The sequence below is a fragment of the Rhizobium sp. TH2 genome, assembly GCF_024707525.1.
Taxonomy (GTDB): Bacteria; Pseudomonadota; Alphaproteobacteria; order Rhizobiales; family Rhizobiaceae; genus Rhizobium_E.
The window spans coordinates 1,881,095-1,904,949 of record NZ_CP062231.1 but is presented as its reverse complement, the minus strand read 5'-3'; the positions used below and the strand labels follow the sequence as shown (position 1 = coordinate 1,904,949).

General features: G+C 61.2%; 28 protein-coding genes. 18 read left to right on the top strand and 10 right to left on the bottom strand.

Annotation, left to right across the window (positions count from 1 at the left end; translation table 11 throughout):
• Positions 1–61: 61 nt before the first annotated feature.
• Positions 62–382 carry a DUF1476 domain-containing protein gene (locus IHQ71_RS09620; protein WP_258161749.1) on the bottom strand — a complete coding sequence of 107 codons (321 nt, stop codon included), beginning with the start codon at positions 380–382 and terminating at the stop codon, positions 62–64.
• 225 nt (positions 383–607) lie between these two features.
• On the opposite strand from IHQ71_RS09620, the gene purC reads away from it, so the two are divergent.
• From purC to IHQ71_RS09585, 7 genes are read left to right on the top strand one after another with little or no spacing between them, the layout of a single operon-like run.
• Entirely contained in the window at positions 608–1,375 is a 768-nt protein-coding gene (gene purC / locus IHQ71_RS09615) for a phosphoribosylaminoimidazolesuccinocarboxamide synthase (RefSeq protein ID WP_258161748.1), read from the top strand.
• A 24-nt stretch (positions 1,376–1,399) separates the two neighbouring features.
• A complete protein-coding gene (gene purS, locus IHQ71_RS09610; protein ID WP_258161747.1) occupies positions 1,400–1,642 on the top strand; it encodes a phosphoribosylformylglycinamidine synthase subunit PurS in 243 nt (80 codons plus the stop codon).
• Positions 1,643–1,657: 15 nt separating this feature from the next.
• Positions 1,658–1,858, top strand: coding sequence for a hypothetical protein (locus tag IHQ71_RS09605; RefSeq protein WP_258161746.1), 201 nt, complete (start codon positions 1,658–1,660; stop codon positions 1,856–1,858).
• Positions 1,855–2,115, top strand: coding sequence for a hypothetical protein (locus tag IHQ71_RS09600; RefSeq protein ID WP_258161745.1), 261 nt, complete (start codon positions 1,855–1,857; stop codon positions 2,113–2,115). Before IHQ71_RS09605 ends, IHQ71_RS09600 begins: the two co-directional genes overlap by 4 nt.
• Positions 2,112–2,669, top strand: coding sequence for an RNA 2'-phosphotransferase (locus IHQ71_RS09595; RefSeq protein ID WP_374990012.1), 558 nt, complete (start codon positions 2,112–2,114; stop codon positions 2,667–2,669). Before IHQ71_RS09600 ends, IHQ71_RS09595 begins: the two co-directional genes overlap by 4 nt.
• Complete coding sequence (gene purQ / locus IHQ71_RS09590; RefSeq protein ID WP_258161743.1) at positions 2,666–3,337, top strand: phosphoribosylformylglycinamidine synthase subunit PurQ; 672 nt, start codon at positions 2,666–2,668, stop codon at positions 3,335–3,337. The genes IHQ71_RS09595 and purQ overlap by 4 nt, the downstream gene beginning before the upstream one ends.
• Before the next feature lie 52 nt (positions 3,338–3,389).
• The gene (locus IHQ71_RS09585) at positions 3,390–3,776 is read left to right on the top strand and encodes a hypothetical protein (protein ID WP_258161742.1); all 387 of its coding nucleotides are present in this window, start codon (positions 3,390–3,392) and stop codon (positions 3,774–3,776) included.
• A gap of 12 nt (positions 3,777–3,788) precedes the next feature.
• Here the strand turns inward: IHQ71_RS09585 and IHQ71_RS09580 are convergent, their stop codons facing one another.
• The gene (locus IHQ71_RS09580) at positions 3,789–4,031 is read right to left on the bottom strand and encodes a DUF1127 domain-containing protein (RefSeq protein WP_258161741.1); all 243 of its coding nucleotides are present in this window, start codon (positions 4,029–4,031) and stop codon (positions 3,789–3,791) included.
• A gap of 82 nt (positions 4,032–4,113) precedes the next feature.
• On the opposite strand from IHQ71_RS09580, the gene IHQ71_RS09575 reads away from it, so the two are divergent.
• The 8 genes from IHQ71_RS09575 to IHQ71_RS09540 all read left to right on the top strand — a co-directional run bounded on the left by IHQ71_RS09575 (position 4,114) and on the right by IHQ71_RS09540 (position 12,892).
• Positions 4,114–5,529, top strand: a complete 1,416-nt coding sequence (locus IHQ71_RS09575) for a PLP-dependent aminotransferase family protein (protein ID WP_258162791.1) — start codon at positions 4,114–4,116, stop codon at positions 5,527–5,529.
• Positions 5,530–5,658: 129 nt separating this feature from the next.
• Positions 5,659–7,890, top strand: a complete 2,232-nt coding sequence (gene purL, locus IHQ71_RS09570; protein WP_258161740.1) for a phosphoribosylformylglycinamidine synthase subunit PurL — start codon at positions 5,659–5,661, stop codon at positions 7,888–7,890.
• 11 nt (positions 7,891–7,901) lie between these two features.
• A complete protein-coding gene (locus IHQ71_RS09565) occupies positions 7,902–8,135 on the top strand; it encodes a BolA family protein (protein ID WP_258161739.1) in 234 nt (77 codons plus the stop codon).
• Between the two features lie 155 nt (positions 8,136–8,290).
• Positions 8,291–9,358 (top strand): calcium-binding protein, encoded by a 1,068-nt coding sequence (locus IHQ71_RS09560; RefSeq protein WP_258161738.1) that lies wholly within the window; start codon positions 8,291–8,293, stop codon positions 9,356–9,358.
• Positions 9,359–9,443: 85 nt separating this feature from the next.
• Positions 9,444–9,722: a hypothetical protein gene (locus tag IHQ71_RS09555; protein WP_258161737.1), complete on the top strand. Its 279-nt coding sequence runs from the start codon at positions 9,444–9,446 to the stop codon at positions 9,720–9,722.
• Between the two features lie 109 nt (positions 9,723–9,831).
• Positions 9,832–10,170 (top strand): Grx4 family monothiol glutaredoxin, encoded by a 339-nt coding sequence (grxD, locus tag IHQ71_RS09550; RefSeq protein WP_258161736.1) that lies wholly within the window; start codon positions 9,832–9,834, stop codon positions 10,168–10,170.
• Between the two features lie 99 nt (positions 10,171–10,269).
• The gene (locus IHQ71_RS09545) at positions 10,270–11,550 is read left to right on the top strand and encodes a multidrug effflux MFS transporter (RefSeq protein ID WP_258161735.1); all 1,281 of its coding nucleotides are present in this window, start codon (positions 10,270–10,272) and stop codon (positions 11,548–11,550) included.
• 103 nt (positions 11,551–11,653) lie between these two features.
• The gene (locus IHQ71_RS09540; RefSeq protein WP_258161734.1) at positions 11,654–12,892 is read left to right on the top strand and encodes a multidrug effflux MFS transporter; all 1,239 of its coding nucleotides are present in this window, start codon (positions 11,654–11,656) and stop codon (positions 12,890–12,892) included.
• Here IHQ71_RS09540 and IHQ71_RS09535 read toward each other — a convergent pair.
• The 5 genes from IHQ71_RS09535 to rpsD form a co-directional block, all read right to left on the bottom strand.
• A complete protein-coding gene (locus IHQ71_RS09535) occupies positions 12,882–13,703 on the bottom strand; it encodes an inositol monophosphatase family protein (RefSeq protein WP_258161733.1) in 822 nt (273 codons plus the stop codon). The genes IHQ71_RS09540 and IHQ71_RS09535 overlap by 11 nt on opposite strands.
• The gene (gene ttcA, locus IHQ71_RS09530) at positions 13,700–14,590 is read right to left on the bottom strand and encodes a tRNA 2-thiocytidine(32) synthetase TtcA (protein ID WP_258162790.1); all 891 of its coding nucleotides are present in this window, start codon (positions 14,588–14,590) and stop codon (positions 13,700–13,702) included. Before ttcA ends, IHQ71_RS09535 begins: the two co-directional genes overlap by 4 nt.
• 71 nt (positions 14,591–14,661) lie before the next feature.
• Positions 14,662–15,228 (bottom strand): YceI family protein, encoded by a 567-nt coding sequence (locus tag IHQ71_RS09525; protein WP_258161732.1) that lies wholly within the window; start codon positions 15,226–15,228, stop codon positions 14,662–14,664.
• Between the two features lie 24 nt (positions 15,229–15,252).
• Positions 15,253–15,810, bottom strand: coding sequence for a cytochrome b (locus tag IHQ71_RS09520; protein WP_258161731.1), 558 nt, complete (start codon positions 15,808–15,810; stop codon positions 15,253–15,255).
• A gap of 100 nt (positions 15,811–15,910) precedes the next feature.
• On the bottom strand, positions 15,911–16,528 hold the full coding sequence (gene rpsD / locus IHQ71_RS09515) for a 30S ribosomal protein S4 (protein ID WP_258161730.1): 618 nt from the start codon (positions 16,526–16,528) through the stop codon (positions 15,911–15,913).
• Positions 16,529–16,932: 404 nt separating this feature from the next.
• On the opposite strand from rpsD, the gene IHQ71_RS09510 reads away from it, so the two are divergent.
• Positions 16,933–17,916: a TerC family protein gene (locus tag IHQ71_RS09510; RefSeq protein WP_258161729.1), complete on the top strand. Its 984-nt coding sequence runs from the start codon at positions 16,933–16,935 to the stop codon at positions 17,914–17,916.
• Positions 17,917–18,021: 105 nt separating this feature from the next.
• On the top strand, positions 18,022–18,387 hold the full coding sequence (locus tag IHQ71_RS09505) for an MmcQ/YjbR family DNA-binding protein (RefSeq protein ID WP_258161728.1): 366 nt from the start codon (positions 18,022–18,024) through the stop codon (positions 18,385–18,387).
• 31 nt (positions 18,388–18,418) lie between these two features.
• Here IHQ71_RS09505 and IHQ71_RS09500 read toward each other — a convergent pair whose 3' ends face one another.
• The 3 genes from IHQ71_RS09500 to IHQ71_RS09490 all read right to left on the bottom strand — a co-directional run bounded on the left by IHQ71_RS09500 (position 18,419) and on the right by IHQ71_RS09490 (position 22,622).
• Positions 18,419–19,267: a VOC family protein gene (locus IHQ71_RS09500; protein ID WP_258161727.1), complete on the bottom strand. Its 849-nt coding sequence runs from the start codon at positions 19,265–19,267 to the stop codon at positions 18,419–18,421.
• Between the two features lie 80 nt (positions 19,268–19,347).
• Positions 19,348–20,853: an ATP-binding protein gene (locus IHQ71_RS09495; RefSeq protein ID WP_258161726.1), complete on the bottom strand. Its 1,506-nt coding sequence runs from the start codon at positions 20,851–20,853 to the stop codon at positions 19,348–19,350.
• Between the two features lie 83 nt (positions 20,854–20,936).
• Positions 20,937–22,622, bottom strand: coding sequence for an SDR family oxidoreductase (locus tag IHQ71_RS09490; RefSeq protein ID WP_258161725.1), 1,686 nt, complete (start codon positions 22,620–22,622; stop codon positions 20,937–20,939).
• A gap of 218 nt (positions 22,623–22,840) precedes the next feature.
• Between IHQ71_RS09490 and IHQ71_RS09485 the strand changes: the two genes are divergently transcribed.
• The gene (locus IHQ71_RS09485; protein ID WP_258161724.1) at positions 22,841–23,794 is read left to right on the top strand and encodes a flagellin; all 954 of its coding nucleotides are present in this window, start codon (positions 22,841–22,843) and stop codon (positions 23,792–23,794) included.
• The last annotated feature ends 61 nt before the right edge of the window (positions 23,795–23,855 follow it).

Here is a 23,855-nt window from a genome sequence, read left to right as displayed (position 1 = left end):
CCGGACATTAAAAAGCCGCCCCGAAGGACGGCTTCAATATTTCCGAGATGTCGAGCCGATATCAGGCAGCGTCCAACTGGGCTATGGCGACCGGCAGAAGCTCGGCCAGCTTGGCGCGGATATCGTCGTCGGAATGCGACAGGCCACCGGCCTTGAGATCGCCGGCCACCTTCCGGACCACGTCCTCGTCGCCGGCTTCCTCGAAATCGGAGGCGACAACTTCCCCGGCATAGGCGGCGGCATCAGTGTCCGACTTGCCGAGCAGGCCGGCGGCCCACAGGCCGAGAAGCTTGTTGCGGCGGGCAATCACCCGGAACTTGGTTTCCTGGTCGTGTGCGTATTTGTTCTCGAACGCCTTCTCGCGATCTTGCATGGATACCATGTTCCTCTCCTGATCTGTGAGCCTTGAATATAGAGTGGTCGCACATAAATCGAAAGGGGCGCAAAGTGCAATACGATATTCAGACGACAGCACCGAACAAGGCTGAAATCAGGGGATCGGCCTGAAGCATGATTGTGAAATGCATGCTTTTCGTTTATGGACGCGTAAAACAAGTCCCGCGGCCGCTCTCGCATGAGTCTGGCCGCCAACAAAAAAGAGAAGAAGATGAACAACCGCCGCCGCCGGATTTACGAGGGTAAAGGAAAAATCCTTTACGAAGGTCCTGAGCCGGGTACGCTGGTGCAGTTCTTCAAAGATGACGCGACCGCATTCAACAAAAAGAAGCATGAGATCATCGATGGCAAGGGCGTCATCAACAACCGGATCTCCGAATTCATCTTCACGCATCTGAACCGCATCGGCATTCCGACACATTTCATCCGCCGCCTCAACATGCGCGAGCAGTTGATCCGCGAAGTCGAGATGATCCCGCTCGAAGTGGTGGTGCGCAATGTCGCCGCCGGTGAACTGTCGACCCGCCTCGGTATCGAGGAAGGCCTCGTCCTGCCGCGTTCGATCATCGAATTCTATTTCAAGTCGGATGCACTCGAAGACCCGATGGTGTCCGAAGAGCATATCACGGCTTTCGGCTGGGCAAGCCCGCAGGAACTCGACGACGTGATGGCGCTCGCCATCCGCATCAATGACTTTCTCACCGGTCTCTTCCTCGGCGTCGGCATCCAGCTCGTCGATTTCAAGATCGAATGCGGCCGGCTCTATGAGGGCGACATGATGCGCATCATCCTCGCCGACGAGATTTCGCCGGACTCCTGCCGCCTGTGGGACATAGAGACCAAGGAACGTCTCGACAAGGACCGTTTCCGCAAGGATCTCGGCGGGTTGCTCGACGCCTATCAGGAAGTCGCGCGCCGTCTCGGCATCATCAATGAGAACGAACCGATCCGCGCCAGCGGCCCGGTCCTTGTAAAGTAATCAAGATTTGAGTTTGAGGGGAAAATGATCAAGGCACGTGTCGTCGTCACACTGAAGAACGGCGTTCTGGATCCGCAGGGCAAGGCAATCGAGGGCGCGCTCGGCTCGCTCGGTTTTTCGGGCGTCGATCACGTCCGCCAGGGCAAGGTCTTCGATCTTGCCATCGAGCACGACGATAAGGCGAAGGCGGAGAGCGACCTCAAGGCGATGTGCGAGAAACTCCTCGCCAACACGGTGATCGAGAATTATACTATCAACCTCGGGTAGAGGTTGGAGGTTTGCATGGCTGAGGTTACGCAAGAAATATACGAAGAGCTTCTTAAGCTTGACGAAAAGGCCGAACGCTTGGCCGAGTCTCTTGAAGAGACCGCAGCCTTCATGCGTGACACAAATCGCGAGCTTGCCGTGGGCCAAGCGAGAACCGAGGCGTTGAAGCAAAAGCTGTTCGGCGACCGCCTTAAGCGCGTGAATGCCGCCGAATGACAGATGTAAGCCAGGAGCTCCTTCACGAGGTACTTCGGCGGCTTCATCAGCGCAATGACAAGTCGGATCTGGCAATCAGAGATTTGAGATCGGAGTGTCACTCGCTGCGGCGAATGGTGACCACGCACCAAAGTGATCTCAACAATCTATATGAATTGGTTCATCGAATAGAAGATCGTATTGACCAGATCGAGAAGCGTCTCGAACTCCGCGATTTCCAGGAAATGGCGCAATCGCCCTTCGATCCGCGCAACTGACCATGCCCGCCAGCGACACCGAGACCTCCAAGTTCCTGAGCTACGTCCTGCGACACGCGCCGCAGGAACTCGACCTTCTGCTCGATGCCGAGGGCTGGACGGACTATTCCGAACTGAGCGGCAAGCTCTGTGAAAAATTCAGCATAGTTGATGCGGATATCCAGCGCGTAATCGCCGAAAATCCCAAGAAGCGTTTCACTCTTGCGGGCGACCGGATTCGTGCCGCGCAGGGGCATTCGGTCGAGGTCGATCTCGGGCTCAAGCCGCAATCGCCGCCTGACATCCTCTACCACGGCACGACTGGCAGGGCGTGGGAGGCAATCGGCACATCCGGATTGAAGCCGATGAACCGAACCCATGTGCACCTCTCGCCCGACGTTGAGACCGCCCGTACTGTCGCGATCCGCCGCAAGGGGCCGCATGTCCTGTTGAAAGTCGATTCCCGCGCCATGCAGGCCGCAGGTTATGCTTTCTTCGCCGCCGACAATGGCGTATGGCTCACCCACGAAGTTCCTCCGGACTATCTGTCCGCCGTCACGGAGACAAACCAATGAAATCAGCCGTCGTCCAGCTTCCCGGCCTCAATCGCGACCGCGATATGATCGCAGCGCTCACCAAGATTTCCGGCCATGCGCCGGTGACGATCTGGCAGACCGAGACCGAGATTCCCGATGTCGACCTGATCGTCATTCCGGGCGGCTTCTCCTACGGTGATTATCTGCGCTGTGGCGCCATTGCAGCCCGCATGCCCGTCATGCAGGCGATCCGCGACAAGGCGAACAAGGGGGTCAAGGTTCTCGGGGTCTGCAATGGTTTCCAGATCCTGGTCGAGGCCGGCATGCTGCCGGGCGCGCTGATGCGCAATGCGTCGCTGAAATTCGTCTGCAAGGAAGTGAAGCTCGAAGTCGTCAACAACGATACGGCGTTCACCCGCGCCTATGACAAGGGCCAGATCATCCGCTCGCCGGTGGCCCATCACGATGGCAATTATTTCGCCGACGAGGAGACGCTTGCAAAGCTCGAAGGCGAAGGCCAGGTCGTGTTCCGCTATGCCGCGGGCACCAATCCCAACGGCTCGATCAAGGACATCGCCGGCGTGATCAATGCCGAGGGCAATGTGCTCGGCATGATGCCGCACCCGGAAAACCTGATCGAAGCGGCGCATGGCGGCACCGATGGCCGCGGCGTTTTCGCCTCCGCGCTCGAAGTCATTGCTGCTTAAGCTTTGGTGGCTAGAACGGGGCATTGCCTGCTCAAAATCCGGAGTGCCCTATATGAACCTCGCGACCCTTTGCATGATTCCCGCCGCCGCCCTGCTTGCGGCCTGTTCAGCGAAGGAAAAGCCGGTCGCGGCGCTTGAGATCGGTGCATTGCCGGTTATGGAGCGTGTGGCGCTCGGCGCCAACCGCTGCTGGTTCAAGTCGAAGGATCCGGCGTTTTCGGCCTACAGGCTGGCGCCGGAGCTGAATTCCTTCACCGGTACGCCGCGCATATTGATCGTCAAGAAGCATTCACCCGAATCGCGGCCGCTTCTCGTCATCCAGGCGCAGGGACATCCCGCAAAGCTCGACGCCTTCGGGCCATTGATGTCCGATACCGCCGTTCATGCCCGCGTCAGCAAGGACGTGAATCATTGGGCACGCGGCGGCAAGGACTGCTAACCGACAACTGGCTCAACGCCCATTGTGCATGTAGTATGCGATCGCCGACCGAGCGGCTTCGCGGTCGGCGGCCTCACGCGTGATACCGATGTCGCCCAGTTGATCGTCGGTCAACTCGAGCAGATCGATGCGGGTATGCCGAAGTTCCCGGTGCCTGAGAAAGCCCGCCCAGAGCGCGCCCAGCAATGTCAACCCCGTTGAGACCGGCGGATGCCGGCCTGCAAATCCTGTAGCAATTGTCTCTATTGTCGTCATTGCGGTATCCCTGGGAGAAATATTGTACCTGAATTTCTTATGCCTTGACCCAAAAAAGAATACAATGTAGAGAATTGTCATGGTGACAAGTTGGATTCCTGAGATCGAAAACCGCAAGGGTCCGCTCTATGTGCGCATCGCGGATAGTGCGGAAGCCGATATCAAGATCGGCAAGCTGGTGGCGGACACGAAGCTGCCGCCCCAGCGCGACCTTGCCTACGACCTCGGCGTGACAATCGGGACAATCACCCGCGCCTATGCGCTGCTGCGCGAACGCGGGCTGGTCAATGGAGAGGTCGGGCGCGGGACCTATGTACAGCCCGGCCTCGCCTCCAACCAGAATTTGAAGGATCCGATCACCGCCAATTTCGGCGGCACGCGCTCGATGTCGCCGCCGCCGGGCAAGCTGCGTTTCGATACGACCGCCGCCGCCGATGTCGGCCAGTCCGCGGCGATCGGGCAGTTCATGATGGAAATCGCCACGAACAATCCCCGCGAGATCGCAAGCTATACCCGCGTCCTCTCACCCGACTGGCAGGAAGCGGGCCGCCGATGGCTCGCCAAAGGCGATTGGGCGCCAGAGGCCACATCGATCATCCCGCAACTGGGTGTGCATGCCGCGATCACCGCGATCATTGCCGCCGTCTCGAGCCCGGGCGACAGGGTCGTCAGCGAACACCTCAGCTATTCGCAGGTTGCGCGCAGCGCCATGCTGACCGGCCGCCAGATCACGCTTGTGGATTCCGACGAGCACGGCATCCTGCCCGAGGATTTCGAACGCGTTTGCGCCCGCGAACATCCCAAGGCCGCGTTCATCATTTCATCCGGGCAGAACCCGACGCTTTCGGTGCTGCCCGAGAGCCGCAGGCGGGAGATCGCCGACATTGCCCGCAGATACAATGTCTGGTTGATCGAGGATTACATCTATGGCGGCATGATCGACGACGATATTCCGCTTCTGGCGCAGATCGCGCCGGATCGCACTTTCCTCGCCAATGGCCTGTCGAAATCTGTTGCCGCTGGCGTGCGCGGCGCCTGGGTCGCCTGCCCCGTCCACTTTGCCCAGCGGGTTCGTGTCACGCAGAAGCTGGTGACCGGCGGTCTGCCCTTCGTCCTGGCAGAACTTGCGTCGCGGCTTGTGCTTTCTGGTGTGGCCCACGAAATTCGCAGCAAGGTCATCCAGGAGATCCAGGCACGCGAAGCGATTGCCCGGCGCATCTTTGCTGGCCATGATTTCCGCTCCCATCCGAATATGCCGTTCATCTGGCTCAAGCTGCCGGAACCCTGGCTGTCCGGCACGTTCAAGCAGGCAGCGTTCAATGAGGGCGTCCTCATCGACGACGAGGACGAGTTCAAAGCCGGCCGCTCCGACCGGGTCTATCACCGGGTCCGCATCAGCTTCAGCGAGGGTACCAATCGCCCGGCGATCGAAGAGGGCATGGCCACCCTCCGCCGCCTGCTGGATGATGGTCCGTCGGCGTATATCGGCGTGAGCTGAGCGGTGTGCGATGTATCCGCGACGCCCAAGCCCTTCCAACGCTGTTGATTCAGCCATTTTCCTGTCGCGCTCGCAAACATCATAGGCTATAGCCACCCAAAGTCCTCAACCCCTCCTCTTGAGAGCCCGATGACCGTTTCCAATGACCGCCCGATCACGCCAGACCTCATTGCCAGCCACGGCCTCAAGCCGGATGAATATGAGCGCATCCTTTCGCTGATCGGCCGCGAGCCGACATTCACCGAACTCGGCATCTTCTCGGCGATGTGGAACGAGCATTGTTCCTATAAATCCTCGAAGAAATGGCTGAAGACGCTGCCGACCAAGGGACCGCGCGTCATCCAGGGTCCGGGTGAAAATGCCGGCGTCGTCGATATCGACGATGGCGATTGCGTGGTCTTCAAGATGGAGAGCCACAACCACCCCTCCTATATCGAGCCCTACCAGGGTGCGGCGACCGGCGTCGGCGGTATCCTGCGCGATGTGTTCACGATGGGCGCCCGGCCGGTGGCCGCGATGAACGCGCTGCGCTTCGGTGCGCCAGATCATCCGAAGACCAAGCATCTCGTCGCGGGCGTCGTCGCGGGCGTCGGTGGTTATGGTAATTCCTTCGGCGTGCCGACCGTCGGCGGCGAGGTCGAATTCGACGCGCGCTACAACGGCAATATCCTCGTCAATGCCTTCGCGGCGGGCCTGGCCAAGTCCGATGCGATCTTCCTCTCCGAAGCCAAGGGCGTCGGCCTGCCTGTCGTCTATCTCGGTGCCAAGACCGGCCGCGACGGTGTCGGGGGTGCGACAATGGCGTCGGCCGAATTCGACGAATCCATCGAAGAGAAGCGCCCGACCGTGCAGGTCGGCGACCCCTTCACCGAAAAGTGCCTGCTGGAAGCCTGCCTCGAACTGATGAAGACCGGCGCCGTCATCGCGATCCAGGACATGGGTGCGGCCGGCCTGACCTGCTCGGCGGTCGAGATGGGCGCCAAGGGCGATCTCGGCATCGAGCTCGATCTCGATAGCGTGCCGGTGCGCGAAGACCAGATGACCGCCTATGAGATGATGCTGTCCGAGAGCCAGGAGCGCATGCTCATGGTGCTCGAACCCTCGAAGGAAGAGGTCGCCAAGGCGATCTTCGTCAAATGGGGGCTGGATTTCGCCATCGTCGGCAGGACGACCGACGACCTCCGCTTCCGGGTCATCCACCAGGGCACGGAGGTCGCCGATCTGCCGATCAAGGATCTCGGCGACCAGGCGCCGGAATACGATCGTCCCTGGACACCGCTGGTCAAGCCGGCGCCGCTGGCTGCTAACGATGTGCCGCAGGCCGACGTCGCCGACGCACTGATCACGCTCGTCGGCTCGGCCAACAATTCGTCGCGCCGCTGGGTCTACGAGCAGTATGACACGCTGATCCAGGGCAATTCGCTGCAGCTTCCCGGTGGAGATGCCGGCGTCGTGCGCGTCGAAGGCCATGAACACAAGGCGTTGGCCTTCTCCTCCGACGTCACGCCGCGTTATGTCGAGGCCGATCCGTTCGAGGGCGGCAAGCAGGCGGTTGCCGAGTGCTGGCGCAACCTGACCGCCACAGGCGCCCTGCCCTTGGCAGCCACCGACAATCTCAACTTCGGTAATCCCGAAAAGCCCGAGATCATGAGCCAGCTCGTGCATGCCATAAAGGGTATCGGCGAGGCCTGCACTGTGCTCGAATTTCCGATCGTGTCGGGGAATGTCTCGCTCTATAACGAGACGCACGGCAAGGGGATCCTGCCGACCCCGACCATCGGCGGCGTCGGCCTGATCGACAACTGGCTGCGCATGGGCCGCGCGCGTTTTGCCGAGGAAGAGCAGCCAATATTGCTGATCGGTGCGCCCGCTTCATGGGGCACCCACCTCGCCCAATCCGTCTACATGCGCGATATCCATGGACGCACCGACGGCCCGCCGCCCTATGTTGATCTGCAGCACGAGAAGCGCGTTGGCGACCTCGTCCGCGAGTTGATCCGCGATGGCCTGGCAACGGCCGTGCACGATTGCTCCTCGGGCGGGCTCGCGCTGGCGATCGCCGAGATGGCGATGGCCTCCGGCATCGGTGCCGATATCAACCAGATCGAGGGCGCCGACCCCATCCCGGTCTTCTATGGCGAGGATCAGGGCCGCTATGTCGTTACCGTAAGGCGCGACGATCTCGACGAAGTGCAGGAGATCGCGGAGACACGCGGCATCTTCGCACCGCTGATCGGCACGACCGGCGGCGTGACAGTCAAGCTCGGCAATGCCCGGGCGGTGGCAATTGAGCAATTGCAAAAGGCCCATGAATCATGGTTCCCTGACTTCATGAGCGGCGAACTTCCGCCGACCGAGTAAGGAGACTGCGGATGCCGATGAATCCGGGCGACATCGAAGACATGATCAAGGAAGGCATTCCCGGCGCCAAGGTGACGATCCGCGATCTCGCCGGGGATGGCGATCACTATGCCGCCGAAGTGGTGGCGGAAGCCTTCCGCGGCAAGAGCCGCGTGCAGCAGCACCAGATGGTCTATCAGGCGCTCAAGGGCAATATGGGCGGCGTGCTGCATGCGCTGGCATTGCAGACTTCAGCGCCGGATTGAGCGTCTCCGGGTGGAACGCGGCGGCGCCCTGACGCCCAGGGCGCTGCATTCGATCTTGCGCGTAAGCCGCGAATTTCTTGCTTTCCGCGGATTGGAATCCGGCGGCAGAGCGATCATACTCCGCAACCCCTGCCCTGAACAATGGAGTGGTTGCGATGGCCATGCTTACACCCCCCTCGACAATTGGTGCCGGTCCGGTGGTCAATCTGGGGACCACCGACTCCGTCACCGTCGGCAAGAACGTGGCGCTCGTCGCGACGTCGGGTTTTGCCATTTACGGAACCGGCGCCGAGCATGAGGTGATCATAGATGGCACGGTTGTGACGTCAGTGTTCGGCGTTGTCCTCGGGAGTAATGAGAACGATTCCGGCAACTCGGTTACGGTCGGCAAATCCGGCAGTGTCATCGCCGTCGGGGGCTCGACGGGCGGCATCGCCTGCTACGGCGCGGACGCAACGGTGACCAACCACGGCTATATCGAATCCGCGTCCTATGGCATCGCTCTGTTCAGCACGTCCGTCGACACGCATTCCACCGTGGTCAATACCGGCACGATCATAGCGGGATCCCGCGGGGTTTTCCGGGACGGCTCGAATACAACCGAAACAATCGTCTTCAAGAATAGCGGATTGCTGGAGTCCGAAGGCGACGCCTATGGCTTCGTAGGCTCCGGGCATACTGGGCGCGATCTGATCACCAACACCGGACGGATGATAGGCAACATCCGGACGCTCGGCGGCGACGACGAGTATGACGGCCGCAAGGGCAGCCTGGACGGAGAAATACTTGCCGGCGATGGCAACGACCGTCTCATGGGGGGCAAGGAAGCCAACATATTCTGGGGCGAAACCGGCCAAGACAAGCTGACTGGCGGCCGGGGTGCCGACCTGCTCACCGGCGGGCTGGATGCAGACCAGTTCATCTATGTCTCGACCAGGGACAGCAGTGCGAAGCCGGCCGAACAGGATACGATCTTAGACTTCCAGGCTGAGAACGACAAGATCGTGCTCAAGACCATCGACGCGGACTCGCGAGCAGGCGGCAATCAGAAGTTCGACTTCATCGGCGACGACGCATTTTCCGGCAACGCTGGCGAGTTGCGTTTCAAGATCGTCGTCAGCGATACCTTCGTCTACGGCGACACGAATGGCGATCGCAAGGCCGACTTCGCTATAAAGCTCGACGCCGCCATGACCCTGGTGGCAGGCGACTTTATTTTGTAGTGGACCGCCGGCACGCACGTCTTATTGTGGTCGATGAAAGGGCGAGTCCATCGCCTGGGATCAACGAGACCAAACGGGAAGCGGCATGGCAGGCGTGATGGAGACTTTCATCTCGGGCATCGTCAAAAGTGCGATGAGTGAGATACTCAAGAAAACGACCGGAAAATCCACCGCCACGAAGCGGAGCAAGCGCAAGACGCGATCATCGACTTCGCTCACGCCGCCTGCGAGCCGCAGCCGATCGAAGAGGAAGGCAGGCCCCGCATCGGGTTCCAGCGATCGCGGTGCCAAGGCAACCCGCGCACCCAAGAAACAGGTGAGCAAGCGACGCACCAGCGCCGCGCGATCCAAGACCCGGCGCTGAAGCCCAAGATTATTTCGCTTTCGGTTCTGGAATTCGCGCCCGCGCTTCACTATACTTGATGCGAAGCAGCCATCCGGGCCTTGAACCCGCTTGTCCCAAGGAAACAAAAATGAGCGCGATCGAACAATTCATCGACAATGAAGTGAAGACCAACGACGTGGTGCTGTTCATGAAGGGCACGCCGGATTTTCCCCAGTGTGGGTTCTCCGGCAAGGTCGTGCAGATTCTCGACTATATCGGCGTGGACTACAAAACCCACAACGTGCTGGCCGACGCCGATCTCCGCCAGGGGATCAAGGACTATTCCAACTGGCCGACCGTGCCGCAGTTTTACGTGAAGGGCGAATTCATCGGCGGCTGCGATATCGTCACCGAGATGTTCCAGTCCGGCGAACTGCAGCAGGCGCTGTCCGACAAGGGCATCGCACTCAAGGGCCAGGCAGCCTAACATTAGGCTCCAAGGTGTTCTGACCCCTTCCGGGCCGGTTTTCCGGCCCGTATTTTTTATATTGATTCCAATATTTCCTCGCCTTTGCGGATCTTTCCGATGCACGACGTGAACCTTGCCGACAATGCGGCGACCCTCAGGCGCAAGGCCAATCTCGGCATGACCGAGTTCGTCGCGATGTGCGCGAGCCTGGCCGCCGTGGCCGCCATGTCGATCGACATCATCCTGCCGGCACTTCCCGCGATCGGCCGCGCGTTCGGGATCGCGGACGAGAACATCCGCCAATTGGTGATCCTGATTTTCGTCGTGACCTTTGCGGTCAGCCAGGCCTTCTATGGTCCGCTCAGCGACCGGTTTGGTCGCAAGCCGCTGATCGCAGTGGGGCTCAGCCTCTATCTCGTCGGCTCCTTTTCGGCGATGTTCGTCACGGATTTCTCCTGGCTGCTCGGGATGCGCATGGTGCAGGGCGTGGGGGCGGCCGCGCTGCAGGTGGTGACGCTCGCGATCATCCGCGATTGCTTCGCGGGACCGGCCATGGGCCGCGTGCTGACCTTTGTCTTCACCACATTCATGATCATCCCGATCATAGCGCCGACCATCGGCCAGCAGATCGAATTCATCGCGACATGGAAGGGTATCTTCGCCTTCAATGCCATCGCGGGGGTGATGATCTTCGTCTGGATGGCGACGAGGCTGCGCGAAACGCTCGATGTCGAGGACCGCCGGTCGCTGGCCTTCGGCAGCCTGCTCGAGGCGCTCGTCGAGATATGCACCAACCGCGTCACGGCCGGCTATGCCGTGGCCAGCACGCTGACGCTCATCGGGCTTTTCTCCTACATCGTGTCGGTCCAGCAGGTCTATGGCGAGCTCTATGGGCTCGGAACGCTGTTTCCTTACGCTTTCGGCGGATCCTCGATTGGCGTGGCACTCGCGGCGCTTTTCAGCGCGCGGCTGGTCCGGCTCATGGGCATGCGGCCGGTGGCGCATGGAGCGCTGGCGATCTTCACCGTTTCGGGGCTCCTTCTCTTCCTGCTGGCGCTCGGCGGCAATCCACCCTTCTGGGTGACCTTCGGCCTGCTGTCGATCTGCATGATGGCCTTCGGCGTGCTGCAGGGCAATATCAGCGCCATTGCGCTCGAGCCGCTCGGCCATATCGCAGGCACCGCCTCCTCGCTGTTCGGCGTGGTGACGACGACAATCGCGACGGTGCTCGCAGGCGTGGTGGGCCAGGCCTATGACGGCACGGTTGTTCCGCTTGCCTTCGCCTTCGGCTTCGGCGGTCTGTTCGCGACGCTTGCGGTGCTCTGGACCGAGCGCGGGCGCATGTTCAGGAACGGCGCATCCTCAACCCGTCAAACTCCGTCATCATCGTTTCACTAAACTTGACTGGACAAGCGTCCAATCATTTTGCATACAGCTTGTGCCGCGAGATGCCTGCTCCCAACGGGCGACCGCGCGTCCATCCAATTGATCGAGTTTTCCGATGTCCGGCCCTGCCCGTCCGATTCCACGCGCTGAATTCATCGCGCTGATTGCCGCATTGATGGCGCTCAACGCGCTTGCCATCGACGTGATGCTTCCGGCGCTGCCCGCGATGGGCCATGCGCTGAATGTCGCCCACGAGAACGAGCGGCAGTATGTGCTGACATCGTATCTGGTTGGCTTCGGTCTTGCGCAACTGGCGTTCGGCCCGATATCCGACCGCTTCGGCCGGCGCATGCCGCTGATGGCCGGCATGGCGATCTATGTCATCGCCGCGGCCCTCGCTGCCATCGCCCCGAGCTTCTTCACCCTGCTTGCGCTGCGCTTCATCCAGGGCATGGGTGCCGCCGCTACGCGTGTCATCGGCACGTCGGCGGTGCGCGACCGCTTCGAGGGCCGTGCCATGGCCGAGGTCATGAGCCTGATCTTCATGGTGTTCATGGCGGTTCCCGTGATGGCCCCGAGCATCGGCCAGTTGCTGCTGTTCTCCGGCCACTGGCAGATGATCTTCCTGTTCATGGCGGGGCTCGCGGCACTCGTCGCGGTCTGGGCCTATTTCCGGCTCGCCGAATCGCTGCCCGTCGAGCGCCGGCGCCCGCTGCATCCGAAAGTGATCGCCGAGGGCTTCGGCCTGGTGTTTTCCAACCGCAGCGCACTGTTCTACGGCATATCGTCGATCTTCGTGATGGGCGGGCTGTTCGGCTTCATCGGCACCGCGCAGCAGATCTATGTCGATATCTATGGACTGGGTGCCTGGTTCCCGATTGCCTTTGCCGGTGTCGCTGGCTTCATGGCCATCTCGTCGTTCCTCAATTCGAGGATCGTCGGCCGCTTCGGCATACGCCGGGTGACGCATGCTGCACTGATCTGGTTCATTGCTATGAGTGGAATCTGGCTGCTCTTGGCGATCAACGACGCCCTGCCTTTCCCTGCTTTCATGATCGTCTTCGCGCTGACCATGTTCTCGTTCGGCATGGTCGGCTCGAACACGCAGGCGCTGGCGATGGAGCCGCTCGGCGCCGTGGCCGGCACGGCCTCGTCCGTGTTCGGCTTCATGCAGACGGTCGGCGGCGCGTTGATCGGGGCGTTCATCGGCTCGCAGTATGACGGCACCGTGGTGCCGACCGCCGCCGGGTATTTCCTGCCCGCGCTGATCGGCATCGGCTGCGTGCTGATCGCCGAAAAAGGCAAGCTGTTCGGCGTCAGCACTCAATACAGGAATACTGAGGTCAAACCGTAAACACCTCGCGGCGCAGTTCGTCCCACATATCCTTGTTGGGCGCGAGGATCAGCCCGCCCGAAATATGGTGCGGCGCGTAGGCTGAGCCGTCGATACGCGCGGCATAGGCGCCCGCTTCCTGCGAGATCAGCGTGCCCGGCAGATGGTCCCAGGGCATCAGCTTGTTGTACATCAGGAAATGCACATGGCCTGCCGCGAAGGTGCGGTATTCGTGGCCGGCGCAACGATAGTTCATCAGGAACCGGACCTTGGCCATGTTGCCGAGCACGGTGGCGCGATCACCGCCATAGAGGTAGCCGGTCGAGGCCATGCCGAACATCTGGTCGAGCGGCGCGGGCTCGATGACCTTCAGCCGCTTTCGGTTGCCATCCGGCGTCACCTGCCAGGCGCCCGAACCTTTTTCGGCCAACACGAAATCATCGCCCATCGGGTCGTAGATCAGGCCGGCAATGGTCTCCCCCTTCGAGACGACGGCCGCCATCACAGCGAAGAGCGGCAGGCCCGAAGCAAAGTTGAACGTGCCGTCGATAGGATCGACGGTCAGCGCCAGATCGGCATCAGCGAGCTTCGGCAGAAGATCGGGGTCCTTGGCGACCGATTCCTCACCCACGAACAGCGCGCCGGGAAGTATCTTCTCGAACCGCGCCTTGATGAACCGCTCGGCAGCCTCATCGCCTTCGGTCACGAGATCGGAGGCTTCGGTCTTGATGCGAATGTCCGCCACGCCCAGCTTGCGGAAACGCGGCATGATCTCGGCCACCGCCGCCTCTCTCATGAGGGCCGCGAGTGCTTCCACGTCAAATTTGATCATTCGGTTTTTCCTTGCGCGGGCCGGGCCATGAGACCCGCGAAATCGAACAGTTTGGGGTCGAGCAGATGCGAGGGATTGGTATGGCCGAGCGCGCGTAGCATGGCATCCTTGCGGCCGGGCATGCGGGCTTCGATATCCGACAGCATCGTTTTCATCACGTTGCGCTGCAGGCCATCCTGCGAGCCGCAGAGGTCGCAGGGAATGATCGGGAACTGCATGGCGGTGGAGAAGCGGGCCAAATCCTCTTCCGCGCAATAGCTGAGTGGCCTGAGAAGCATCAGGTCACCTTCGTCGTTCAGGAGCTTCGGTGGCATGGCGGCAAGGCGCCCACCATGGAAGAAATTCATGAAGAAAGTTTCGAGGATGTCCTCGCGGTGATGGCCGAGCACGACGGCATCGCAGCCCTCCTCGCGGGCGATCCGGTAGAGATTGCCGCGCCTGAGCCGTGAACAGAGCGCGCAATAGGTGGCACGTTCCGGCACCTTCTCTTTCACGATCGAATAGGTGTCGCGATATTCGATGCGATGGGTCACGCCGAGCGCGGTGAGATAGTCCGGCAGGATGTGCTTGGGGAAATTCGGCTGGCCCTGGTCGAGATTGCAAGCCACGAGTTCGACCGGCAGCAGGCCGCGCCATTTGAGCTCCAGCAGCAGCGCCAGCAGCCCATAGCTATCCTTGCCGCCGGAGAGGCAGACCAGCCAGCGGCGCTGGCCGTTCAGCATGCCGAAATCCTCGAAGGCCTGCCGCACCTGGCGGATCAGCTTCTTGCGCAGCTTGTTGAAGCCGGTGGATTGCGGCGCATGCTGGAACAGCGCCTGCAGGGTCGCATCGCCCGAGAAGGCGAGGTTCTCGTCCTCGGGCTCGAAATCCGGATTGGTGGTCAGCATGGGGCTTGCCGCTAGCATTGGTCGTGCCTGAGGCAATAGCGCAATAACCACTGGGGTCAAGCTTAGAGTGTCTAATTCCGCTTGCCGATCAGCTCCATGTCGAGGACGACCATATTGGAATAGACCGGCGTGCCGACTTCCATGTTGAACAGCGCGCGCGACATCTTGCCGGTCACGTGGAATTTCAGCCCGCCGCCGGATTTGCCCTCGTATCGGATGTTGAACTTCGTATCACGCGTGACACCCTTGGCCGTCAGACGTCCGGTGATGACGGCGCTGTCGTCGCCGGTGCGCTTCACGGCCGTCGAACGGAACGACACTTTCGGATAGGTCGCCACGTCGAAGACGGCTTCGGACTTGATAAATTCCTCGACGCGCGGATCGACCGCCTCGACACTGCCCGGTGACAGGGTGAACTGCACGCTCGAACGGCTCGCATCCTCGCCGCCGAGAACGAACTGGCCGGAGAAGCTCTTGAATCGGCCCTCGATCGCCTGTCCACCCATCTGGGCGACGGAGAAGTGGATCACGGAGGATGGCGCCACCTTGTAGCGCCCCTCCAGTGCGCCGAGCGACTCGGCGTGGAGCGAAAACGGTGAGGCGGCCAGCAGGCAGAAATGGATCACGCGAAGCAACATAGGAGCCTCCATTCCCGGCCGACATCATCTAGGGCGCGGCCAGATCATCCGGATCAGAACATCATCCTTGTTCCTGAAATGGTGCCGTAATGCGGCGAGCACGTGCACGCCGACGAGAAAGATCGCGGCATAGGCGAGGAAGCCGTGCAGGCTCGACCAGATCTGCTCGCTGTGCATGGAGATGCCAAGCGGTAGCGAGGGAATGACGAACAGGCCAAAGAAGCGCGTGGCGATCGGCAGCGGCGAGGTCGAGACGATTGACCAGCCGGTGAGCGGCAGGATGATCAGGAAGAGATAGAGCACCGCATGGCTGCCGCGCGCCAGCGTCTTCTCGCCGGCGGGCATCTCGTCAGGCAGTCGCGGTCGGCGCGAGGTGATGGCCCAGAGGGCACGTAGCACGGCGAGACCGAAGATCAGGAACCCGAACGACTTGTGCCATTGATAGAGATAATACTGGTCGAGCAGGTTCTTGACGCCCTGCATGTACCAGCCAAGCCCGAACTGGCCGAGAAACAGTATCGCCATGATCCAGTGGAACAGGATCGAGACAAGTCCCCAGGATGTGTCGGTGTTGCGGATCATGTTGTGCGGTCTACAACGGGTCGGAAAAACATGAAATCCCAGCCAACAAAAAAGCCGCCCTTGCGAGGCGGCTTTTCCAATCTCGTCGGGCTGACAGAAATCAGCGCGAATAGAATTCGATGACCAGGTTCGGCTCCATGACGACCGGGTAGGGAACGTCGGCAAGACCAGGCATGCGGTTGAAAGTGGCCTTCATCTTGTGGTGGTCGACTTCGATATAATCCGGAACGTCGCGCTCGGCGAGGCTGGCGGCTTCGAGGACGATCGCGAGCTGCTTGGATTTCTCCTTGACCTCAATCAGGTCGCCAGCCTTGCAGCGATAAGACGGGATGTTGACCCGGACGCCGTTGACCGTGACATGGCCATGGTTGACGAACTGGCGGGCCGCGAAAATCGTCGCCACGAACTTGGAACGATAGACGACAGCATCGAGACGCGACTCGAGCAGGCCGATCAGGTTCTCGGGCGTGTCACCCTTGCGGCGTTCAGCTTCGTCGAAGGTGGAACGGAACTGCTTCTCGGAGATATCGCCGTAGTAGCCCTTGAGCTTCTGCTTGGCGCGCAGCTGCACGCCGAAGTCGGAAAGCTTGCCCTTGCGGCGCTGGCCGTGCTGGCCGGGGCCGTATTCGCGGCGATTGACCGGCGACTTCGGACGGCCCCAGATGTTCTCGCCCATGCGGCGGTCGATTTTGTACTTAGACGATGCGCGCTTGCTCATCGCATTTCCTTTCTTTTTGTGGCGTGGCCGAAGCCTTTCGCCTTGTTATAAGGAAACACGCCCTCCTCTGAAAAAGCCTTTCGGCCTTTCTGACAGGTGTCTCAGGTTCGCGAGAACCGAAACGCCACGGGACATGCTCTGCTTCTGCGTGACACATGCCAGCAGAAACGCAACACCGGGCATCGCTGCCCGGAGTTGAGCGGCTTCTATGGGTTCGTCTCGGGAAAGTCAACTGCGGCCGCTTGAAATCTTGGACCTTGCGCACCACTTGTCCGTCGCACCAGGGATCCGGGCCCCTCTGGCGTGCAACCGGACTGCACGCGATGTCGGATTTCACTCAGCCAACCTTATGCCAGGGCCCCGCATAGGTAATCCCAGGCATATGTCCGGATCACGGTTGACCGATGCATTTACTCGAATTGTCGCTACTCGGCACGCCCGCATGGATGTGGGCCGTGTTCATCTCCCTTGTCTTCGCTCTCCTCGCGCTCGATCTCGGCGTCCTCAACAAGGGCTCCAAGGAGATCGGCATCAGGCATAGCCTGCTTCTCTCCACCTTCTATATCACCATCGGCGTCGCCTTCGGCGGCTGGATCTGGTTTCAATCAGGCGAACAGCCCGCGCTCGAATATCTGACCGGCTTCGTGGTCGAAAAGTCGCTCGCGATGGACAATATCTTCATCATCGCGATGATCTTCTCCTACTTCGCCATTCCACGACAATACCAGCACCGGGTGCTGGTCTGGGGCATCCTCGGCGTCATCGTGCTGCGCGGCATCATGATCGCGGGCGGTGCCGCTCTGGTGGAGAATTTCCACTGGGTGCTCTACATCTTCGCGGCCTTCCTGGTGATCACCGGCATCCGCATGCTGTTCTCGTCCGGCCATGACGGCAATCTCGAAGACAATGCGGTGCTGAAGTTCCTGCGCCGCAGGCTGCCCGTGACCAAGCGATTGCACGGCGAGCGCTTCGTCATCCGCGAGCCCGACGCGGCGACCGGAAGGATGAAGACCTTCATTACGCCGCTCTTCCTGGCGTTGATCATGGTGGAACTCGCCGACCTCGTCTTTGCGGTCGATTCGATCCCGGCGATCTTTGCGATCACCACCGATCCGTTCATCGTCTATACGTCGAACATCTTCGCGATCCTCGGCCTGCGCGCCCTCTATTTCGCGCTTGCCGCCCTCATCCACCGCTTCGCCTATCTCAAATATGCGCTTGCCGCGGTGCTGGTCTTCGTGGGTTCGAAGATCTTCGTCGCCGACATGCTCGGCATCGCGAAAATTCCGCCGACCCTGTCGCTGGGCGTGACGCTTGCCATCCTCGCGACTGGCATCATCGGCTCGATGTGGGCAACCCGGAACGAGAAGCTCGCCGAAAGCCACTGACCGGCAAACGTGAGGCGCGCGGGCAACCGCGCGCCTCTTGCCTGTTGAAGGTATCAGCGATTTCAGGGACAGTCCGCACTCGATCCCGAGTCGCAGGAGGTCATGATGTCGCTCTTCAACCAAGCCCAATTCGATGCATTCGCCGGCAAGCAGCCTGGCGTCGCCTTCGTCGATCAGTGGGGATCGCGCGTCGCGAAAGTCGGCGGCAAGGTCTTCACACTTCTCCACAGCCCGGGCAATGACGATGCCAACATCGTCTTCAAAGTGCCCGAGGAGTCGTTCGAGATTCTCACGGCCATGGACGGCATTATCCAGGCGCCCTATTTCGCAAAGCGGCAATGGGTGTCGGTGTCGAGCGAGGCGGACTTGCCCGCGAAGGATCTGCAGATCTACATCCTGCGATCCTACAAGACCGTTGCGAAGTCATTGACCAAGAAGCTGCGGACTGAGCTTGGCATCGAAATCGATTAATCACTCTGCCGTCGCGTGACGCGCCGTCTGATCACCTTTGTTCGGCAAACGCCAGGCAGGTGCCGAAGGTATGCGATGGATCAACAACCAACTTCTCGCCGACCCGCGTGCCGTCGATGTGCCTTAGCGCATCCAGGTTGCTGACCGCGATCGTATAGCCCGCCAGATGGGGCCCATCCTGCATGTTCGAAGGCGGGTGGCCGAACGCGGCGCGGAAGGCCTCGGCGGACGATAGGACGATGTCGCCCGTTGCCGTTGAGAACACGACGCGGCCGTCGCCTGGATGGGTGCCGTGGGTGCCGGTGACGATCTCGAAATAGTCTCTCAACCCCAATGCGCCCTCGCCCGAGACCCAGACCTCGCTGACGGTCCGCGCGCCGTTGCTGTGCTCCTGGTTCTCCGGCTGCTGGTAGAATGAGGCATTGTAGTGCTGGCAGGCGAAAAGGCCCAGCCATGGTGCGGCACTATTCGATGTGAAGGCGAGCGAAAAGCCTACCGTGACATCTTCGCCGCTTGCAAGCTTGGCTGGCCGCGAGAACTCGAAGGCTTCATATTGCGGCAAGCCCCGCGCGGCCCAGTTTTTCCGATCGGCCCCAGCATTCCTGGAGTCCAGGACAACCATCGAAAAACCCTCATGGCGGCTTAGGTAATCCCGATTGAAGGCGGAGAACGAAAAGACACCCGGTCTATGCTCGACAATCGCCTCTGGAACGGTGACGGCGAGAAGCTCGAGATAGTTGCCGTGCAACTGGATGATCGTGTTGCCGGTGCCGAAGGGATGTTGCCCCGGAGGCGAAATCTTGAAACCCATCGCCTCGTAGGTTCGGCGCATCGCGCCAAGGTCATGACCTGCCAAAACGAGATGGTTGATTCCGTTCATCCGTCCCCCGTCACGGTGACCCATGGGATCACTGCCCGAGTGACAACGATACCATCGCCAGGTCACAAAACGAAGCTATCTTATTCCGCCGCGTCGCGGGCCTCTTGCTCCGGCGCATCTGGATTGCCCGGCAGCGTCTCCACGCCCAAATCCGGAAACGCCACGATCCTCCCACCGAGCCGGTCCTGGTGGACAACGACCAATCCCTGTTCTTCGAAATAGCCGAGAAGACGGCGGGCGCGGCGGACCGAGTGGGTGCCATAACTGCGGGCGATCGCTGCGTCCGGCGGGCACGGCTGGCCGTTGAGCGCGGCATTGGCCAGCATCAGGAAGACCGCCTTGAGGTCATCCGTTACGGCATGACTCAAGGTAAGGGTCTTGGCCCAGGCGTCCGACGCCATGGTTTCCGCGTCGGCGCCGGAGCGGATGACGGCAAGCCGCCCACGGAAATCGGCAAGCGACAGTTGCGTGCCGACGAGGCGGCGGATGCGGCAGCGGACGAGGAAATCCTGATAGAGTTCCGCATCCGTGCGGAAGGCGTTGGCGCTTTCCATGACATCGGCAAGCGCGGAGGAGACCTGCAACTCGCGTTCCTCTGGTGTCAGTTCGGCGCGCTTCGGACGGGATTCGGTTGTGACTGGCTCCTCCGAACGCGGCTTCGAGAGTTCGGCGAGGATGTCGGTGGCCGGCCGTGGCGCGGGCTGGATGTAGCGGGCGATCGGGCGGGCGAATTCGGCGGGATCGGGCGTCAGGATGAAGTCGGCCGCGTCCTCCATCGCCTCGGGCAGCGGCATGAGCTTGGGGCTCGAAGAGCGCGCCGAGGTCTCGACCTTGCCGATCTGCACCTTGACCGGCCGCTTGGTCAGCGCAGGGCCGAGCGCCACGAAGGCGCCGCGCGGCAGGTCACGGAACATTTCCGCCTGGCGCCGGTCGAGGCCGAGCAGGTCGGCGGCGCGCGCCATGTCGATATCGAGGAAGGTGCGGCCCATCAGGAAGTTGGAGGCCTCGGCCGCCACGTTCTTGGCGAGCTTGGCGAGGCGCTGGGTGGCGATCACACCGGCCAGCCCACGTTTGCGGCCACGGCACATCAGGTTGGTCATGGCCCCGAGCGACAGCTTGCGCACTTCGTCCGTCACTTCGCCGGCGACGGCGGGGGCGAACATCTGCGCTTCGTCGACCACCACAAGTACCGGATACCAATAGTCGCGTTCGGCATCGAAGAGGCCATTGAGGAAGATGCCGGCGGCGCGCATCTGGTCCTCGACATCGAGGCCCTCTAGCGACAGCACACAGGAGACGCGATGCTGGCGCACGCGTGCGGCAATGCCGAGAAGCTCGGCCTCGCTGCGCTCGCCCTCGATCACCACATGGCCATAGCGGTCGGCCAGCGTGACGAAATCGCCCTCGGGATCGATGATCACCTGTTGCACCCAGCCGGCGGATTGTTCGAGCAGGCGGCGCAACAGATGCGACTTTCCCGAGCCGGAATTGCCCTGCACCAGAAGGCGCGTCGCCAGCAATTCCTCCAGATCGAGCTCCGAGCTTTCGCCGCTCGCGCCCGTGCCCATGTCGATACCTGCCGTCATTCCATTCCTCGTCGCCGCGACGGTCTTTCTAGCAAGGATTCGGGATACGCGTGTGAAGAAAAGCGGCAACCCACAGGGTTTTGTCAGGCGTCCTCCAGCCAGCCCTGATAACGTACGACGAGGCCGAACCAGGGATGAGCGATCTCGACGTGGAAACGAAAGCGGCCGTCTTGGACGAACTCGAATGTCCGCCCGCCCGGCGCCATGAACATGGGCATGGGAAGCCCAAGGAAACTCCAGCGGCGGACGATATATTCCAGCCGTCCCTCCTTGGTGACAAGCGCCAATCCCACGGAGACCGGGCCGAAACGTTCGTCGATCAGGTATTCGCTGCGCCCGCCACCCTCGCGTTGCCGACTGCGGAAGATACGGCCTGCAAAATCTCGTTGCCAGAGTTCGCCATCTCCACGCCGTTCGAGAAGAACTTGAACCGGGATTTCCGAGCCTTCCCGAGGAAAACGATAGAGGGCGCCGACGATGCGGGCGATAAGGCCACGCCCACGAGACACTTGCGCCCGGCCTGTGAAGGTTCGACTGGTCTCGACGGTATGGACGTCCCGGATTTGCTCGGGCAGTTGGTCCCAGCCTGTGCCCAGAATGCGCTTGTACAGAGGATCGCTTTTTTCCGAGGATTCACGGATGCCGGTGACGATGTTCTTGACGGCAAAACCGCGCTCGAAATCGGCAAGTGACAACGCCTCGGTGGCCGCCCGCGCACCAGTCTCCGGGCGGTGACCGGCGAGGCATTTGCGGATGATCGCGTCGATCGCCATCGCAGGCACTGAAGGCCCCGTGTCGCCTTCGGCGATGAGATGCCATGAGCGGATGACAGCCCTGCCCTCCGTATCGCGGCCCGACACCTTCACGAACATGCCGCCGCGACGCTCGCCCCATGTCAAGCGATTGGCCACGGAATGAAACAGGCCGGCGAACGCGGAAAGGCCGGGCAGCAATTTCAGCCGCGTGAGCCAGGCCAGTGCCATCAAAATCCCGAGATAGATTTGCGGCGCGGTGCCCGCACCGAACCACGCCGATTTCAGGCTTGGCATGGCTTCGGGAAGCAGCACCAGATCGGGCACGTCAACCAGCGCGAACCGGCGGGAGCCAAGCGGTAGATGGCCCGGCGGGCAGATCGTCATGCGCCGTGATTCCGTGAGGCCGTACCCGCTTTCGAACTGCCCGCCCAGCATCCGTCTTACCGGCTTGCCGGCATAGCTTGCGATCGCGCGGATGACGTTAAGCCCGATGCCCGCGAACGGCGACGGCGCGATACCGCCCTCGACATGCTCGACCGAGGCCATCCCTTTCGCCAGTTCTCGGACCACCGCGGCACTCAACGCCGGTGAGGAACTTGCGGCTGAGAGCACGAAAACCTGGGCCGCCCTCGCCTCCGCGTCGAATGCGCTTATATCACGGGCAAAGGCGCTGCCATCCGAGAAATCGAGATAGTTCACGCCATGTGCGATACATTGCCGGACCAACCGATAGGGATCATCGCCATAGGCCTGGAACGGCCCCGTCGCATCAACGAGAATATCGGGCCTCAGTTCGGCAAGAGCCTTGCCCATGTCGCCGTCGCGATCGAGGGCGTAGGGTATGAGTATGGCAGCCGCAGCCAGCTCATCGCACAGTGCCTGGGCCTTTTCGAGTGATCGTCCGGCGACGATCACATGCAGTCTCGCTTCATCTGCCAGAAGCTCCACCAGCCTGCTGCCGAATGTGCCGTAGCCGCCGATGACGAGGATTTTGAGTTGCCCGGTATCGTCCACGCACGCCCTCCCCGAAACTGTGACCCAAACTCAAAAAGCATGGCAACCGAAGAAATTTTGTCTCTTCCGGTACCGCTTTACCCAGCGTTAAGCATAGACCTGCATTCTACATTAACCATACCGGGTGTTCTCCGCCGTCGTTGCATGATGCTCGACGGATCGGTTCCGGTATCAGTCAGGCAATTTGTAAAGTCCACGTATTTAGTTCGGAAGTAGCCGTGACCAGTATTCTCACCAACGCCGGTGCGACGTTCACCGTCGACCAATTGCGTTCGATCACCAGTGCGCGCACCGACAGGCAGCAGGAAATCGCGACGGGTCTTCGTGTGCAGACCGCCGCCGACAACAGCGCCTATTGGTCCATCGCCACGATGATGCGCTCAGACAACCGCGCGCTTGCCGCCGCCGAGGACGGATTGGGCATCGGCGCCGCCGCCGTCGACACCGCCTATACCGGCATGACCATGGCAATCGACGTGGTCGAGGAGATCAAGAGGAAACTGATCACCGCGCATGAGGCGGGCACCAACTTCCCCAAACTCGACAGCGAAATCACCGAACTCAAGAGCGAACTCAGGACGATCGCCGAAGCTGCCTCCTTCAACGGCGAAAACTGGCTGGTTCGCAGGACCGCCGCGGATGACGCCGGCCGCCAGATCGTCGGGTCGTTCGGCCGTGACTCCCAGGGCAATGTCTCGGTCCAGACGATGGTCTATTCGATGTGGAACGGAAACGGCACCAATCATCTCATCGACGAGGATTCCAATGCCGGCATCCTGACCAATGCCGCCTATGCCGCCGATGTCGGGGCCACCACCGATTGGGTACTGATCAATGGCCGCAACCAGACGCTCCATACCGAGATCAAGCTTGATGCAAGCACCACGCGAGCCCAGGTCAGCGAGATGCTCTCGGTCACCGACCGGATGCTGATCGCAATGACCGATGCATCCGCCGATTTGGGTTCGCTCGTTTCACGCATCGAGATGCAACAGGGCTTCGTCGCCGACCTGCAGCAGACGTTGGACAAGGGTGTGGGCCGTCTTGTCGATGCCGATATGAATTCGGCGGCCTCGCGGCTACGCGCCGTCGATGTCCAGCAGAGCCTCGCCAACAGTGCGCTGTCGATCGCCAACGCGGCACCGCGGAACTTGTTGTCGCTGTTGGGGTGATCTAAAGGAAGGTCCGGCTTTTTTTGCAAAGCCGGGCCTTTGTTTTGTCAGGATGCACCTG